The sequence below is a fragment of the Streptomyces catenulae genome (assembly GCF_000718015.1).
GTDB classification, from domain to species: Bacteria; Actinomycetota; Actinomycetes; order Streptomycetales; family Streptomycetaceae; genus Streptomyces; species Streptomyces catenulae.
The window spans coordinates 123,054-137,921 of record NZ_JODY01000030.1 but is presented as its reverse complement, the minus strand read 5'-3'; the positions used below and the strand labels follow the sequence as shown (position 1 = coordinate 137,921).

General features: G+C 74.6%; 12 protein-coding genes and 3 tRNA genes. 11 read left to right on the top strand and 4 right to left on the bottom strand.

Annotated features, from left to right (window positions below):
- Nucleotide 1: 1 nt before the first annotated feature.
- The gene (locus IF23_RS0123590) at nucleotides 2-1,042 is read left to right on the top strand and encodes a trypsin-like serine peptidase (protein ID WP_107127003.1); all 1,041 of its coding nucleotides are present in this window, start codon (nucleotides 2-4) and stop codon (nucleotides 1,040-1,042) included.
- Nucleotides 1,043-1,113: 71 nt separating this feature from the next.
- On the opposite strand, the gene IF23_RS0123585 is transcribed toward IF23_RS0123590, so the two are convergent.
- Nucleotides 1,114-1,794, bottom strand: a complete 681-nt coding sequence (locus tag IF23_RS0123585) for a SanA/YdcF family protein (protein WP_030286863.1) — start codon at nucleotides 1,792-1,794, stop codon at nucleotides 1,114-1,116.
- Nucleotides 1,795-1,981: 187 nt separating this feature from the next.
- Between IF23_RS0123585 and IF23_RS0123580 the strand changes: the two genes are divergently transcribed.
- The 7 genes from IF23_RS0123580 (at nucleotide 1,982) to IF23_RS0123550 (ending at nucleotide 11,463) form a co-directional block, all read left to right on the top strand.
- Nucleotides 1,982-2,992, top strand: a complete 1,011-nt coding sequence (locus IF23_RS0123580; RefSeq protein WP_030286861.1) for an adenosine deaminase — start codon at nucleotides 1,982-1,984, stop codon at nucleotides 2,990-2,992.
- Between the two features lie 124 nt (nucleotides 2,993-3,116).
- A complete protein-coding gene (locus IF23_RS0123575) occupies nucleotides 3,117-4,028 on the top strand; it encodes a sirohydrochlorin chelatase (RefSeq protein WP_078654198.1) in 912 nt (303 codons plus the stop codon).
- Nucleotides 4,025-5,392 carry a deoxyguanosinetriphosphate triphosphohydrolase gene (locus IF23_RS0123570; RefSeq protein WP_051739838.1) on the top strand — a complete coding sequence of 456 codons (1,368 nt, stop codon included), beginning with the start codon at nucleotides 4,025-4,027 and terminating at the stop codon, nucleotides 5,390-5,392. The genes IF23_RS0123575 and IF23_RS0123570 overlap by 4 nt, the downstream gene beginning before the upstream one ends.
- A gap of 263 nt (nucleotides 5,393-5,655) precedes the next feature.
- Nucleotides 5,656-6,918: an NAD(P)/FAD-dependent oxidoreductase gene (locus IF23_RS0123565; RefSeq protein WP_030286855.1), complete on the top strand. Its 1,263-nt coding sequence runs from the start codon at nucleotides 5,656-5,658 to the stop codon at nucleotides 6,916-6,918.
- A gap of 9 nt (nucleotides 6,919-6,927) precedes the next feature.
- The gene (locus IF23_RS0123560; RefSeq protein WP_030286853.1) at nucleotides 6,928-7,950 is read left to right on the top strand and encodes a pyridoxal-phosphate dependent enzyme; all 1,023 of its coding nucleotides are present in this window, start codon (nucleotides 6,928-6,930) and stop codon (nucleotides 7,948-7,950) included.
- A gap of 48 nt (nucleotides 7,951-7,998) precedes the next feature.
- Nucleotides 7,999-9,900 (top strand): DNA primase, encoded by a 1,902-nt coding sequence (gene dnaG, locus IF23_RS0123555; protein WP_030286851.1) that lies wholly within the window; start codon nucleotides 7,999-8,001, stop codon nucleotides 9,898-9,900.
- 393 nt (nucleotides 9,901-10,293) lie between these two features.
- Complete coding sequence (locus IF23_RS0123550; protein WP_425423877.1) at nucleotides 10,294-11,463, top strand: RNA polymerase sigma factor; 1,170 nt, start codon at nucleotides 10,294-10,296, stop codon at nucleotides 11,461-11,463.
- A 4-nt stretch (nucleotides 11,464-11,467) separates the two neighbouring features.
- Here the strand turns inward: IF23_RS0123550 and IF23_RS0123545 are convergent, their stop codons facing one another.
- Together IF23_RS0123545 and IF23_RS0123540 are read right to left on the bottom strand one after the other, a co-directional pair.
- Nucleotides 11,468-12,952 (bottom strand): FGGY family carbohydrate kinase, encoded by a 1,485-nt coding sequence (locus tag IF23_RS0123545; protein ID WP_030286847.1) that lies wholly within the window; start codon nucleotides 12,950-12,952, stop codon nucleotides 11,468-11,470.
- A gap of 81 nt (nucleotides 12,953-13,033) precedes the next feature.
- Nucleotides 13,034-13,333 carry a hypothetical protein gene (locus IF23_RS0123540; RefSeq protein ID WP_030286845.1) on the bottom strand — a complete coding sequence of 100 codons (300 nt, stop codon included), beginning with the start codon at nucleotides 13,331-13,333 and terminating at the stop codon, nucleotides 13,034-13,036.
- Between the two features lie 261 nt (nucleotides 13,334-13,594).
- Here IF23_RS0123540 and IF23_RS0123535 point away from each other — a divergent pair.
- The 3 genes from IF23_RS0123535 to IF23_RS0123525 all read left to right on the top strand — a co-directional run bounded on the left by IF23_RS0123535 (nucleotide 13,595) and on the right by IF23_RS0123525 (nucleotide 13,998).
- Nucleotides 13,595-13,667 (top strand) — tRNA-Asn (locus tag IF23_RS0123535).
- Between the two features lie 5 nt (nucleotides 13,668-13,672).
- Nucleotides 13,673-13,745: transfer RNA gene (locus IF23_RS0123530), tRNA-Asn, on the top strand.
- Between the two features lie 179 nt (nucleotides 13,746-13,924).
- Nucleotides 13,925-13,998 (top strand) — tRNA-Ile (locus IF23_RS0123525).
- Nucleotides 13,999-14,204: 206 nt separating this feature from the next.
- Here the strand turns inward: IF23_RS0123525 and IF23_RS0123520 are convergent.
- Nucleotides 14,205-14,759, bottom strand: a complete 555-nt coding sequence (locus IF23_RS0123520) for a VOC family protein (RefSeq protein WP_030286844.1) — start codon at nucleotides 14,757-14,759, stop codon at nucleotides 14,205-14,207.
- Nucleotides 14,760-14,868: the final 109 nt, after the last annotated feature.

Genomic DNA, 14,868 nt, shown 5'->3' with positions numbered 1-14,868 from the left:
TATGCGACGACACGGCAGGAAGCACCGCGGGAAGGCCGTGGCGGTCGCGCTCGGCGCCGGTCTCGGCCTGACCGCCTGGCTGGCCACCGCCACCGTCAGCCAGGCCGGAGTTGCCCCCGACGACCGCCCCCGGAGCCACGCGGCACCCGGCGCCCTGGGGGCCGCCACCCCCGCCCCGTCCGCCACCGGCGACGGCCACCGGCCCAGGATCAGCATCACCTCCGCCGCCGCCTCCTGGACGGCCGAGGCGGCGGCCGACTTCTGGACGCCCGCCAAGATGGCCGCGGCGCTGCCCCACGGCGACGCGCCCGACGGCCCGACGGCGATGACCTCGGCCGCCGGACCGGCCACGGCGTCCGTGCCCACCGCCCGGTACATCGGCGGCATCCCCTCCGTCGGCGTCCTCTTCTCCGTCGACAAGGACGCCCACGCCCACTACTGCACCGCGAGCGTCGTCACCAGCCCGCGCCGCAACCTGCTGCTCACCGCCGGACACTGCAACCCCGGCAAGCGCGCCGCGTTCGTCCCCAAGTACCGCTCCGGGGCGGCCACCCAGCCGTACGGGGTGTGGGCGATCACCAAGTCGTTCCTGTACCCCGGGCACGGCACCACCGGCGCCGCCTCCGACCTGGACTTCGCGTTCGCCACCGTCGCCCCCGACCGGCGTGGCCGCGCCATCGAGTCGCTCACCGGGGGCAACACCCTCACCCCGACCCCCGGTTACACCAACGACGTCACCGTCATCGGCTACCCGAGCGTCCGCCACGACCCCAAGGACCGGGCGATCCGCTGCGAGACCGGCACCAAGCGGCTCGACGGGTACCGCCAGCTGCGGATGGAGTGCAACGGGTTCCACGGCGGCACCTCGGGCAGCCCCTGGCTGACCCACTTCGACGAGCGCACCAAGACCGGCCGGGTCATCGGCAACATCGGTGGCCTCAACGGCGGTGGCCCCGACGGCCCCCACGCCGACCGCACCTCCTACAGCCCCTACTACGGCGCCGAGATCCTCGGCCTCTACCTGCGGGCCATCAGCGGCTGACCCCACGGCCCCGGGGCATGCGCCGTACAACCGGCCGCGTGCCCCGGGGCGCTCCGGGCCCGCCCCGGCGGCTACTTCACCGCCGCGGCCAGCCCCGGCTCGTGCGGCCCCAGGAACCGCGGATCGGGCCGCAGCGCCGCATCGGCCGCCGCCTTGCCCGCCGCGGCGATCTCCCTCACACCGCCGTACACCCAGGTCACCTCGTGCGGGGCGGCCACGCCCACGCCGTACGCGTCGATCCCGGCGGCGCCGCAGAGCGCCAGCGCCCGCCGGATGTGGAAGCCCTGGCTCACCAGTACGGCCCGCCGGACGCCGAAGATCCGGCGCGCCCGGCTGCACGAGTCCCAGGTGTCGAACCCGGCGTGGTCCCCGACGATCCGCCGCCCCGGGACGCCGTGCCGCACCAGATAGCGGCGCATCGCGTCCGGCTCGTCGTAGTCGGTCCGCCCGTGGTCGCCGGTCACCAGGACCGCCCGGACGGTGCCGCGCCGGTAGAGCCGGACGGCCGCGTCCAGCCGGTCCGCCAGATAGGGCGACGGTTCGCCGTCCCACAGGCCCGCCCCGAACACCACCGCCACGGGGGCGCGCGGCACCTCGTCGAGCGCCCGCACCCGCGGCCCCGCCGAGACGTTCAGCCAGGTCGCCGGGGCCAGCGCCAGGACGGTCAGCGCCACCCCGACCTGGTAGTACCGCCGCTGCGCCCGCCGGGTCCGCGGCCACCGCCACCACGTCCGTCCCGTCATCCCCCGCATCCCCGCTCCTCCGCTCCCCGGGGCCGGACCCCGGCCCGCCGTCACCGGCAGCGACGCGCCCCGCCCCGGCACGGTTGCAGCGCCCGCCCCGGGACCACGGCCCACCGCCCGCCCCTCCCCGCACCGCGGCTAACCTGGGCGAATCCACCACCCGACCACCGATCCGTACCGCAGAACAGGTGTGACCGTGCCCTCCTCCCCGCCCGCCGCCCCCGCCCCGCTCCCCAAGGCCGAACTCCATCTGCACATCGAGGGCACCCTGGAGCCCGAGCTGGCCTTCACCCTCGCCGAGCGGAACGGCGTCACCCTGCCGTACGCCACCCGCGACGAGCTGCGCAGCGCCTACTCCTTCAGCGACCTCCAGTCGTTCCTGAACCTCTACTACGCGCTGATGGCCGTCCTGCGCACCGAGGACGACTTCCACGACCTCGCCGACGCCTACCTCACCCGAGCCCGCGCGCAGGGCGTCCGGCACGCCGAGATCTTCTTCGACCCGCAGGCCCACACCGCCCGCGGCGTCCCCCTCGCCACCGTGATCAACGGCCTGGCCCGCGCGCTCGACGCCGCCCCGGAGCGCCACGGCATCACCACCCGCCTGATCATGTGCTTCCTGCGCGACGAGAGCGCCGAATCGGCCCTCGCCACCTTCGAGGCGGCCCGCCCGCACCTCGACCGGATCACCGCCGTCGGCCTCGACTCCGCCGAGGTCGGCCACCCGCCGTCGAAGTTCCGCGAGGTCTACGCGCTGGCCCGGGAGGCCGGACTCAAGTGCGTCGCGCACGCCGGTGAGGAGGGCCCGCCCGCCTACGTCTGGGAGGCGCTGGACATCCTCGGCGTGGACCGTATCGACCACGGGGTGCGCAGCATGGAGGACGAGCGGCTGGTGGCCCGTCTCGCCGCCGAGCAGCTGCCGCTGACGGTCTGCCCGCTCTCCAACGTCCGGCTGCGCGTCATCGACGACCTCGCCGACCACCCGCTGCCCGCCATGCTCGACGCCGGGCTGCTGGTGACCGTCAACTCCGACGACCCGGCCTACTTCGGCGGCTACGCGGACGACAACTTCACCGCCGTCCGCGACGCCCTCCACCTGGACGACGCGACCCTGCGCACCCTGGCCCGCAACTCCTTCCGCGCCGCCTTCCTGGACGAGGCGACCCGGGAGAAGTACCTCCGGGAGGTCGACGCGCACCAGGGGTAGCGGCCCCGGGGGCGGGGCCCGGCCCCGCCCCTCTCACGCCCCCTCCCGGCCCGGGGCGCTCCCGGTTACCGCGCGTTCCCCACCGGGAAACACCCCGGAAACGCCCGCTCGGCACCCTCGCCCCATGACGGCGTCCCGCTCCCGCACCCCGCTCCGCCCGCCCGGCCCGACCCCCTACGGGACGGGCGGACCGGGCGGCCCCGACGGCGGGTGGCCGGGCCGGGGCGGGCCCGCGCTCGTCGCCGTCGCCCACGGCAGCCGCGACCCGCGCGCCCGGCCCGCCGTCCGCGCGCTGCTGGCGCGGGTACGGGCGCTCCGCCCCGGGCTGCCGGTCCGCCTGGGCCACCTCGGGCTCGACCGGCCGCTGCTCGCCGACACCCTCGCCGGGCTGCACGGCGGCGCCGTCCTCGTCCCGCTCCTCTTCGGCCACGGCCACCACGTCACCCACGACCTGCCCGCCGCCCTCGCCGCCGCCCCGCACCTGGACGGCCGGATCGCCGCGCCCCTGGGCCCGCACCCGCTGCTCGCCGAGGCGCTCCACGGCCGCCTCACCGAAGCCGGGTTCACCCGGTACGCCGCACCCGGACGCCCCGCCCACACCGCCGTCGTCCTCGCCGCCGCCGGATCCCGCGCCCCGCGCTCCGCCGCCGACACCGAGGCCGTCGCCGCACTCCTGTCGGCCCGGCTCGGCGGCCTCCCGGTCGTCCCCGGGTACGCCTCCGCCGCCGCGCCCACCGTCACCGCGGCGGTCCGCGACCTCGCCGCCCGGGGACACCGCCGGATCGCCGTCGCCGGATGCTTCGCCGCACCGGGACGGTTCGCCACCCGGTGCGCCGCCGACGCCCCGGACACCGCCGCCGCCCCCTTGGGCGACCACCCGGCCCTGGCCCGCCTCCTGCTGCACCGCTACGACACCGCGCTCACCGCCGCGGGCCCCGCCGCCCCCGGCCACGGCACCTCCGCCACCGGCCGGAATGCCGCCGGAGGCGACGGTTCCGCACACGGCTCCGCCGGGGCGGTTACCGTCGCGGTATGACGGGCAATCCTGCACACACCGGCCGTAACGGCACCGGGCACGAGGGCACCACCGGGGCGCACCCGGACGACCGCGCGCCGTCCGCCACCACCGGCTACGCCCCCGCGGACACCGAACGCTGGGTCCCCGAGCCGGACAAACGCCCCGGCCGCACCGCCTTCCAGCGCGACCGGGCGCGGGTCCTGCACTCCGCCGCCCTGCGCCGCCTCGCCGGGAAGACGCAGGTCGTCACGCCTGGCACCCGCACCCACCTCTGGGACGCCAGCCCCCGCACCCGCCTCACCCACTCCCTGGAGTGCGCCCAGGTCGGCCGCGAGCTGGGCGCCGCCCTCGGCTGCGACCCCGACCTCGTCGAGACCGCCTGTCTCGCCCACGACCTCGGCCACCCGCCCTTCGGCCACAACGGCGAGCAGGCGCTCAACGAGGTCGCGGAGGGGTGCGGCGGCTTCGAGGGCAACGCCCAGTCGCTCCGCCTCCTCGCCCGCCTGGAGCCCAAGCGCTTCCGCACCACCGCCGACGGCACCCCCGTCAGCGTCGGCCTCAACCTCACCCGCGCCGCCCTGGACGCCGCCACCAAGTACCCCTGGCCCCGCGGCGGCCACCCCACCGACCCCGCCTCGCCCAAGTTCGGCGTCTACGCGGACGACCTGCCGGTCTTCGCCTGGTTCCGGCAGGGCGCCCCGGCCGCCGCCCGCAGCTTCGAGGCGCAGGTCATGGACTGGTCCGACGACGTCGCCTACTCCGTCCACGACGTCGAGGACGGGCTGCACGCCGGTCACCTCGACCCCAACCTCCTCCTCGCCGACGCCGAACGCGCCGAGATCTTCACCGTCGCCGCCCTCCGCTACGCCCCCGGCGCCGACCCCGCCGAACTGGCCGCCGCCCTCGACCGCCTCCTCGACCAGGAGTGGTGGCCGCACGGCTACGACGGCTCCGCCCTCGCCCAGGCGCGCCTGAAGGACGCCACCAGCCAGCTCATCGGCCGCTTCTGCACCGCCGCCGAGACCGCCACCCGCGCCGCGTACGGCACCGGCCGCCTCACCCGGTACGGCGCCTCGCTGGTCGTCCCGGAGGAGACCCGGCTGGAGTGCGCCGTCCTCAAGGCCGTCGCCGACCGCTACGTCATGCAGCGCCCCGACCAGGAGGCGCTCCGCGCCGACCAGCGCATCGTCCTCACCGAACTCGCCGAGGCCCTGCTGCGCCGCGCGCCCGACGGCCTCGACCCGCAGTTCCGGTCACTTTTCGACGAAGCCACGGACGACACCGCCCGGATGCGCGTCGTCATCGACCAGATCGCCGCGCTCACCGACGCCTCGGCCCGCAGCCTCCACGCCCGCCTCACCCGCGCCCCCGGAACGGCCTGACCTCGCCACCCGGACGCGCCGCAGCGGACCGTACCCTTCCGTCCGTCCCCGCGGTGCGGGAGGCTCGGACCGCGCGGACGGGCGCGCGCAGACCACGCGGGTGTCGCCCGGCGCGACACCCGCGCCGGTGCCCGGCCGCGAAACACGGTAACGAGGACGGAGAACGGGGGAGCGTAAGCGGGGGACCGAACAGCGGGGGAACGATCGGCGACGTGCACGGCCGCGGAAGCGGACGTACGGCACCGACAACGAGGAGGAAGCAAGTGGTCGAAGCACACCGGACGTTCGTCATCGTCGGGGGTGGCCTGGCCGGCGCGAAAGCCGCCGAGACCCTCCGCGCGGAGGGCTTCACCGGACGGGTGATCCTCATCTGCGACGAGCGCGACCACCCGTACGAACGCCCGCCGCTGTCCAAGGGATACCTGCTCGGCAAGGAGGAGCGCGACAGCGTCTTCGTCCACGAACCCGCCTGGTACGCGGGCGCCGACATCGAACTCCACCTCGGCCAGCCCGCCGTCCGCCTGGACCCGGAGGCCCGCACCGTACGGCTGGGCGACGGCACCCTCATCGTCTACGACAAGCTGCTGCTGGCCACCGGCGCCGAACCGCGCCGCCTCGACGTCCCCGGCACCGGACTCGCCGGTGTCCACCACCTGCGCCGCCTCGCCCACGCCGAGCGGCTGCGCGGCGTCCTCGCCTCCCTGGGCCGCGACAACGGCCACCTCGTCATCGCCGGAGCCGGTTGGATCGGCCTCGAAGTCGCCGCCGCGGCCCGCTCGTACGGCGCCGAGGTGACCGTCGTGGAGACCGCGCCGACGCCGCTGCACGCCGCCCTCGGCCCCGAACTGGGCGACCTCTTCGGCGATCTGCACCGCGAGCACGGCGTCCGCTTCCACTTCGGCGCCCGCCTCACCGAGATCGTCGGCCAGGACGGCATGGTCCTCGCCGTCCGCACCGACGACGGCGAGGAGCACCCCGCCCACGCCGTCCTCGCCGCCATCGGCGCCGCCCCCCGCGCCTCCCTCGCCGAACAGGCCGGACTGGCCCTCGTCGACCGCTACGACGGCGGCGGCATCGCCGTCGACGCGACGCTGCGCACCTCCGACCCGCACATCTACGCCGCGGGCGACGTCGCCGCCGCCGACCACCCGGCCCTCGGCACCCGTATCCGCGTCGAGCACTGGGCCAACGCCCTCAACGGCGGCCCCGCCGCGGCCCGCGCCATGCTCGGCCAGGAGGTCACCTACGACCGCGTCCCGTACTTCTTCTCCGACCAGTACGACGTCGGCATGGAGTACTCCGGCTACGCCCCGCCCGGCTCGTACGACCAGGTCGTCTGCCGCGGTGACGTCGCCAAGCGCGAGTTCATCGCGTTCTGGCTGCGCGAGGGGCGGCTGCTCGCCGGGATGAACGTCAACGTCTGGGACGTCACCGCGCCGATCCAGCAACTCATCCGCTCCGGCCATCCGTTGGACGCCACCGCCCTGGCCGATCCCGAGGTCCCGCTGGAGAGCCTTCTCCCGTAGCGTGCCGCCATGAGCGCACACCCCACGGGCCCCAGCGGCCCCACCCCGCCCGCCGGCCCCGCGGCCGTCACCCTCGACTCCGTCCGGGAGGCCGCGGCCCGGCTGGCGGGCGTCGCCCACCGCACCCCGGTGCTGCGCTCGCGTACCCTGGACGCGCTGGTGGGCGCCGAGGTCCACCTCAAGTGCGAGTCCTTCCAGCGGATCGGCGCGTTCAAGTTCCGCGGCGCCTACAACGCCGTCGCCCGCCTCACCCCCGAGCAGCGCCGCCGCGGCGTCGCCGCCTACTCCTCCGGCAACCACGCCCAGGCCGTCGCCCTCGCCGCCCGCGAGCTGGGCACCACCGCCGTCATCCTCATGCCCGAGGACGCCCCGCGCTCCAAGCGCGAGGCCACCGCGGGCTACGGCGCCGAGATCGTCACCTACGACCGCTACACCGGCGACCGCACCGCCCTGGGCCGCGCCCTCGCCGAGGAGCGCGGACTGGCCCTCGTCCCGCCCTACGACCACCCCGACGTCATCGCGGGCCAGGGCACCACCGCCCTGGAGCTGATCGAGGAGAGCGGGCCGCTCGGCGCGCTGCTCACACCGGTCGGCGGGGGCGGCCTGATGGCGGGCTGCGCCACCGCCGCCACCGCCCTCGTCCCCGGCATCCGCATGATCGGCGTGGAGCCGGAGGCGGGCGACGACACCGCGCGCTCGCTGGCCGCCGGGGAGCGCGTCACGATCCCCGTACCGCGCACCCTCGCCGACGGCCAGGCCGTCGAGGCGCCCGGTGAGCTGACCTTCGCGATCAACCGGCGGCTCCTCGACTCCGTCGCGCTCGTCACGGACGACGAGATCCGCGCCGCGATGCGGTTCGCCTTCGAGCGCCTCAAGATCGTCACCGAGCCCAGCGGCGCCTGCGCCCTCGCCGCCCTGCTCAGCGGCCGGATCGAGGCGCTCCCGCCCCGCGTCGGCGTCGTCGTCTCGGGCGGCAACATCGCCCTCGACCGCTTCCTGGAGATCATGCGCGACGCCCCCGACGCCACCTGACCCGGCCGCCCGGACGGGACTGTCGGCGCCCGGCCGTAGAATTCATGCGTGGCAGGCAGGATCAACGATGACGACGTGAAGGCGGTGCGGGACGCGGTCCCGATCGACGCCGTCGTGTCCGAATATCTCCAGCTCCGCAACGCCGGAGGCGGCAACCTCAAGGGCCTGTGCCCGTTCCACGACGAGAAGTCCCCGTCCTTCCACGTCAGTACGGCCAAGGGGCTCTACCACTGCTTCGGCTGCCAGGAGGGCGGGGACACCGTCGACTTCGTCATGAAGATCGACCACCTCTCCTTCGCCGAGACCATCGAGCGCCTCGCAGCTCAAGCGGGCATCACCCTGCGCTACGAGGAGGGCGGCTACGCCCCCGGCCGTCAGCAGGGCGAGCGCACCCGCCTGGTCGAGGCCCACAAGGCCGCCGCCGCCTACTACATCGAGCAGCTGGACTCGCCGGAGGCCGAGATCGGCCGCCGCTTCCTCGCCGAGCGCGGCTTCGACCAGGCCGCCGCCCAGCACTTCGGCGTCGGCTACAGCCCCGCCGGATGGGACCACCTCACCCGCTTCCTGCGCGGCCGCGGCTTCACCGACAAGGAGCTGATCCTCTCCGGACTCTCCCAGGACGGCCGCCGCGGCCCCATCGACCGCTTCCGCGGCCGTCTGATGTGGCCGATCCGCGACATCTCCGGCGAGGTCGTCGGCTTCGGCGCCCGCAAGCTCCGCGACGACGACAACGGCCCCAAGTACCTCAACACCCCCGAGACCCCGATCTACAAGAAGGGCCAGGTGCTGTACGGCATCGACCTGGCCAAGAAGGAGATCGCCAAGACCTCCCGCGCGGTCGTCGTCGAGGGCTACACCGACGTCATGGCCTGCCATCTCGCCGGTATCACCACCGCCATCGCCACCTCCGGCACCGCCTTCGGCGAGGGCCACATCAAGATCCTCCGCAGGCTCCTGATGGACAACGGCTCGGCCCGGGTGATCTTCACCTTCGACGGCGACGCGGCGGGCCAGAAGGCCGCCCTGCGCGCCTTCGAGGACGACCAGAAGTTCGCCGCCGAGACCTACATCGCCATCGCCCCCGACGGCATGGACCCCTGTGAGCTGCGCCTCGCCAAGGGCGACGCCGCCGTCGCCGACCTCGTCGAACCCCGCACCCCGCTCTTCGAGTTCGCCCTCCGCCAGATCGTGAGCCGCTACGCCCTGGAGACCCCCGCGGGCCGCGCCGCCGCGCTCGACGAGGCGGCGCCCGTCGTGGCCCGGATCAAGAACAGCGGCGCCCAGCACGAGGTGGCCGTCCAGTTGGCCGGACTGCTCGGCATCCTCGACACCCAGTTCGTCGTCCGCCGCGTCGCCCAGCTCGCCCGCTGGGCCCGCGAGCGTGGCCGCGACGGCGGCGACCAGCCCCGCCGGGCCCCCCGCGGCCAGACCCCGGCGCCCGAGGCACCCGCCCCCGGCCTGCGCGGCCCCGCGCTCAACCTCCGCAGCCCCGCCCACCGCGTCGAGCGCGAACTCCTCAAGCTCGCCCTCCAACGCCCCGACCTGGTCTCCCCGGCCTTCGACGCCTACGGCATCGACGAGTTCACCGCCCCGCCGTACGCCGTCGTCCGCCGCTGCATCGAGGACGCCGGGGGCGCCGCCGCGCACGACGACGGCTATGTCCAGCGGGTCCGCGAGGCCGCCCCCGACGACACCGTCCGCGCCCTGGTCACCGAGCTGATCGTCGAGCCGCTGCACATCCGCCGCGACCCGGACGAGGCATACGCCGGTGTCCAGCTCGTCGCCGTCCGCCTCGCCGCGGTCAATCAGCGCGTCACCGAGATCCGCGGCACCCTCCAACGCCTCGGCCCCCGCGCCGACCCGGAGCACCTCGCCGCCGTCCAGAACGAACTCTGGGTCCTCCAGCAGTACGGCCAGTCCCTGCGCGACCGGGGATACGCGGCGCTGTAGACGGGCGGAGGGCCCGCGCCCCGGAAGAGCCCCCGGCGCGGCACCGGCACCTCGTTCCCCGCCCGTCCGCCCTGCCCGGGTGACCCGTTCCCGCCCCCGGGGCCGCCCCGGGGGCCCCAGGAACCTCCGGCACCCCGCACACCCGGCCGCCGCGCTCCGCCCGACGCCCCGGCGTAGCCGGACGGTAACGGAACGAACTCAGAAAGTGCTCGCACGCCCCTCGTGGCAGCCCTGTGTCGTACTCCACACTGAGAAGCGGTGCGCGAGCTCGCCGCGCCCCATCCGCTCCCGCGCACCCGCTTCCCGCCCGCGGCCCCTCGCGGTACGACGGCCGGCCCGCCGCCGCTCCCGGACCCCGCCGCCCGCGCAGCGCATCCCCTGGAGGTCGCCCCCGTGCAGAGCCAGATCCTCCCCGGGGCGTCCGGCGCCCCGCAGGCAGCGACCGGGACGACCCTGCCGCAGGGGGAGGAGGCCCCCGCCCGCGACAGCCCCCGCCCGGCCCCCGGCACGTTCCGCGTCCCCGTCCAGCCCACCGGCCCCGCCCGCACCACCCCACCCGACACCGGGCGCCCCCCAAACGACCCGGAGGCGGCCGCCCCCGAGGACGAGCCGGAGGACGCCCCCGGCGCCCCGCTGCGCCCCGAGACCGCGGGCCCCTCCGCCGACCTCTTCCGTCAGTACCTCCGCGAGATCGGCCGCATCCCGCTGCTCACCGCCGCCGACGAGGTCGACCTCGCCCGCCGCGTCGAGGCCGGACTCTTCGCCGAGGAGAAGCTGGCCCGTACCCCGGACCTCGACTCCCAACTCGCCGGTGAACTCGACACGTTGGTGGTCCGCGGCCGGATGGCCAAACGCCGTCTGATCGAGGCCAACCTCCGCCTCGTCGTCTCCGTCGCCAAGCGCTACCTCGGCCGTGGCCTGACCATGCTCGACCTCGTCCAGGAGGGCAATCTCGGCCTGATCCGCGCCGTCGAGAAGTTCGACTATGCCCGCGGCTTCAAGTTCTCCACCTACGCCACCTGGTGGATCCGCCAGGCGATGTCCCGCGCCCTCGCCGACCAGGCGCGCACCATCCGCGTCCCGGTACACGTCGTCGAGCTGATCAACCGCGTGGTCCGCACCCAGCGCCGCATCCTCCAGGAGACCGGCCACGAACCGTCCCACGACGAGATCGCCGCCCAACTGGGCCTGACCACCGAACGCGTCGCCGAGGTGCTGCGCCTCGCCCAGGAACCGGTCTCGCTGCACGCCCCCGTGGGCGAGGAGGACGACGTCTCCTTCGGCGACCTCATCGAGGACGGCGACGCCCCCTCACCCGCCGAGTCCGCCGCCTTCCTCCTGCTCCGCGAACACCTCGACGCCGTCCTGTCCACCCTCGGCGAACGCGAACGCCGCGTCGTCCAACTCCGCTACGGACTCGCCGACGGCCGCCCCCGCACCCTGGAGGAGATCGGCCGCCTCTTCGGCGTCACCCGCGAACGCATACGCCAGATCGAGTCCAAGACCCTCGGCAAACTCCGCGACCACGCCTACGCCGACCAGCTCCGCGGCTACCTCGACTGACGCCTCACCCCTCCGGTACGAACGCCTCCGCGGGCGCCGCGGCGGCGAACGCCCCCGGGTACGTCTCGTCCCGCACCGCCGCGTACTGCTGGCGCACCGCCTGACCCACCGGCAGCTCCTCGCCCGGCTCGAAGACCTGGCTCGCCGCCGCGGGCCACGCGGGCGGCTCCGCGGGACCGCCCGGCTCGGCGACGGGCAGCGTGCCGTGCGCCGCGCCCAGCGCCCACGCCGCCTGCCGCGCCGCACCCAGCGCCGCGTACTCGGCCGGCTGCGGGACCACGACCTGCACCCCGAAGAGCGCCGGTGCCACCGCCTGCACCGCGGTCAGCTCCGCCGCCGCGCCCAGCAGGAACACCCGGCTCACCGTCACACCCCGCCCGCGCAGCACGTCCAGCGCGTCCGCGAGCCCGCAGAGCATCCCCTCGAACGCGGCGCGCGCCAGATGCTCCGGCTTCATGCTCTCCCGCCGCATCCCGTGCAACGACCCCGCGGTGTGCGGCAGATGCGGCGTCCGCTCACCCTCCAGATACGGCAGCAGCACCATGCCGTACGCACCGGGCGTCGACTGCAACGCCAGCTCCGACAGCCCCTCCAGGTCCGTCCCGAGCATCTCGGCGGTGCCGCGCAGCACCCGTACCGCGTTGCTGGTGTGCACCACCGGCAGATGACGGCCGGTCGCGTCGGCGAACGAGGTGATGGTGCCCTCGGCGTCGACCAGCGCCTCGTGGTGGATGCTGAAGACCGAACCGGACGCGCCCAGCGAGATCACCGCGTCGCCGACGCCCACGCCGAGCCCGAACGCCGCCGCCATCGTCTCGCCCGTACCGGCGGAGATCAGCAGCCCCTCCGGGGTGAAGCCCGCGGTCCCCCAGGGGCGCAGCACCTCCGGCAGCCGCACCTGGTGCCCGAGCGCCAGCTCGATCAGGTCCGGCCGGTACGCCTCGGCGGCGGCCGACCAGAATCCGGTCGTGGAGGCGCCGCCCCGGTCCGTCGTCCGCCGCGCCGGGCGGCCCAGCAACTGCCAGGCCAGCCAGTCGTGCGGCTGCATGACCTCGGTGATCCGGGCGGCGTTCGCCGGTTCGTTCCGCGCCAGCCAGCGCAGCTTCGTCACCGGGTGCGCCGCCTGCGGCACCGCCCCGACGGCCTGCGCCCACGCCGCCCGGCCGCCGAGCGAGTCCGCCAGATCGGCCGCGGCGCTCTGCGCCCGCTTGTCGTTGCCCACCAGCGCCGGGCGGACGAGCCCGCCCTCGGCGTCCAGCGGGACCAGCCCGTGCTGCTGCGCCGAGACCCCGATCGCCTGGACGCCTTCGAGCAGGCCGTTCCCGGCGGCCTCACCCAGTGACATCAGCCACGCCTGAGGGTCGACCTCGGGCCCCTTCTCGGCGGGGTGCGGCGCGTACCCCCGCCTGATGACGGCACCGGTATCGGTATCGCAGACCACGATCCGTGTGCACTCGGAAGAACTGTCCAACCCGGCGACTTTCCCCATGGCTCCAGATGATGCCCCATCCGGCGGGCCCGGGACGCCGCAGGGTTTACGACGGCCGCCACGGGGAAAATGCGCGCGCCGTCAGGTGTTGCTCGTACCCCAGTCGTCCGGGTCGGTGTCGCGCTGCTCCCGCAGCGACCTGACCCGGTCGGTGACCGCCTGCGGCATCCGGTCCCCGACCTTGGCCGAGACCTTGTCGAACGCCCTGGTCGCCGCCTGCCGACCGCCCAGCGCGGCGCTTTCGGCGGTGTTGCGGACCGCGGGGTTCTCCGCGACCTGCCGGGCCGCCTTGCGCAGCTGCTCGTACCGCTCCCGTCCGGCCCGCGTGCCGAGCACATATCCGACGGCCAGTCCCGCGATGAACGTGAGCCGGTAGCGCATCGCTCCACCCTTTCCTGTCGTCGGCGGCGCGATCGCCGGGGAGGGCTCCCGCGGCGCCGCCCGCCGATGGCGTCCGGTCGCGTCCGGTGCCGGTGCACCGGACCTGTGGGCTGTGCCGCGCGCCTGCCCTGCGGGGCCGGTGATCACCTCTGGCGATACCGATTGGCGGAGCACCCCCCTGCTTGCGCTAATGTATGTGTCGCAGCGAGCGCACGCCGTCCGGAGTTCCGGTCGACGAAGCATTCGAGGCACACGCAGCATTCCCCTGTAGCTCAATTGGCAGAGCAGCCGGCTGTTAACCGGCAGGTTACTGGTTCGAGTCCAGTCGGGGGAGCGCGATCCCCTGTAGCTCAATTGGCAGAGCATTCGGCTGTTAACCGGAGGGTTACTGGTTCGAGTCCAGTCGGGGGAGCAACACCGAAGAGGACCCCGAAAGGGGTCCTTTTCCGTATGCGGGGAACCGAAAGCCCCATGGGTGAAGTCCTGTTGACCGTGCACAGTCGCCGGACGGCAGCCCACACGGGCAACAGATCGTATGAGCGGCTATGCTGCGGCAGACGGCGCGCACAAATGTGCGCGGCGCGCCGTGTGGGGGCGGTAGCTCAGCCGGTCAGAGCAGCGGACTCATAATCCGTCGGTCGTGGGTTCGAGCCCCACCCGCCCCACCGCGCGGCAGGGACGTCACACCGTTCCTACCTGCGGAAACGTAAGAGCGCGGGCCGCCACTCCGTAGTGGCGGCCCGCGCTCACTCGTGTGGATCAAGATCCGGTGGACGCGGTGACACCGGGAGCGCCGTGATCCTTCGCGTCCCACGGATGCCTCAAGCCGCCCTGAGCGATCTTCGTCGCCCGCCTTCCCGTGGTCCCGCCCTCAGTGCCGGGCGGTGTGCGGGGTGTGGGTGACGTTCTCCGGTTCGCCCGCGGGGCGGCGGAGCCAGCAGGCGAATTCGAGCAGGATGCCGTCCGGGTCCTGAAAGTAGAAGGAGCGGACGAACACGCCGTCGTGCAGGGCGGGTGCGACGCCCGTGGGGCTGTCGTCGTGGTTGAGCACCGCGCTGACCCGTACGCCCTTGGCGGCGAGCCGGGAGTGGTAGGCGTCGAAGTGCTCCGGCGGTACGTGGAAGGCCACATGGTTCATCGAGCCGACCGCGCTGACGATCTCGCCCTCGCCGGGCAGGTGGACCGGGGCGGAGACGCCGGGCGCCGGGTCGGGGGCGTCCGGGAACCAGAAGAAGGCGACGCTGTCCCCGCCTCCGCAGTCGAAGAAGAAGTGCTGTCCCCTGCCGTCGGGCAGTTCGATGGTCTTGAGCAGCGGCATGCCGAGGACTCCGGAGTAGAAGTCCACGGTGCGCCGCATGTCGGAGCAGACGAGTGCGAGGTGGTTGACCCCGCCGAGTCGGAATTCGGGCTGGGAGACGGGTGCCATGTGCGTCCTCCCGCGGGACGAAGGGTGTTTCCGGTGACATCCCCGCGTCCGGAGGCGGCCACGCCCCCGCGCCCGGGCCCGTCGTTCGCGGGCGGCTCGGTGCCGGACA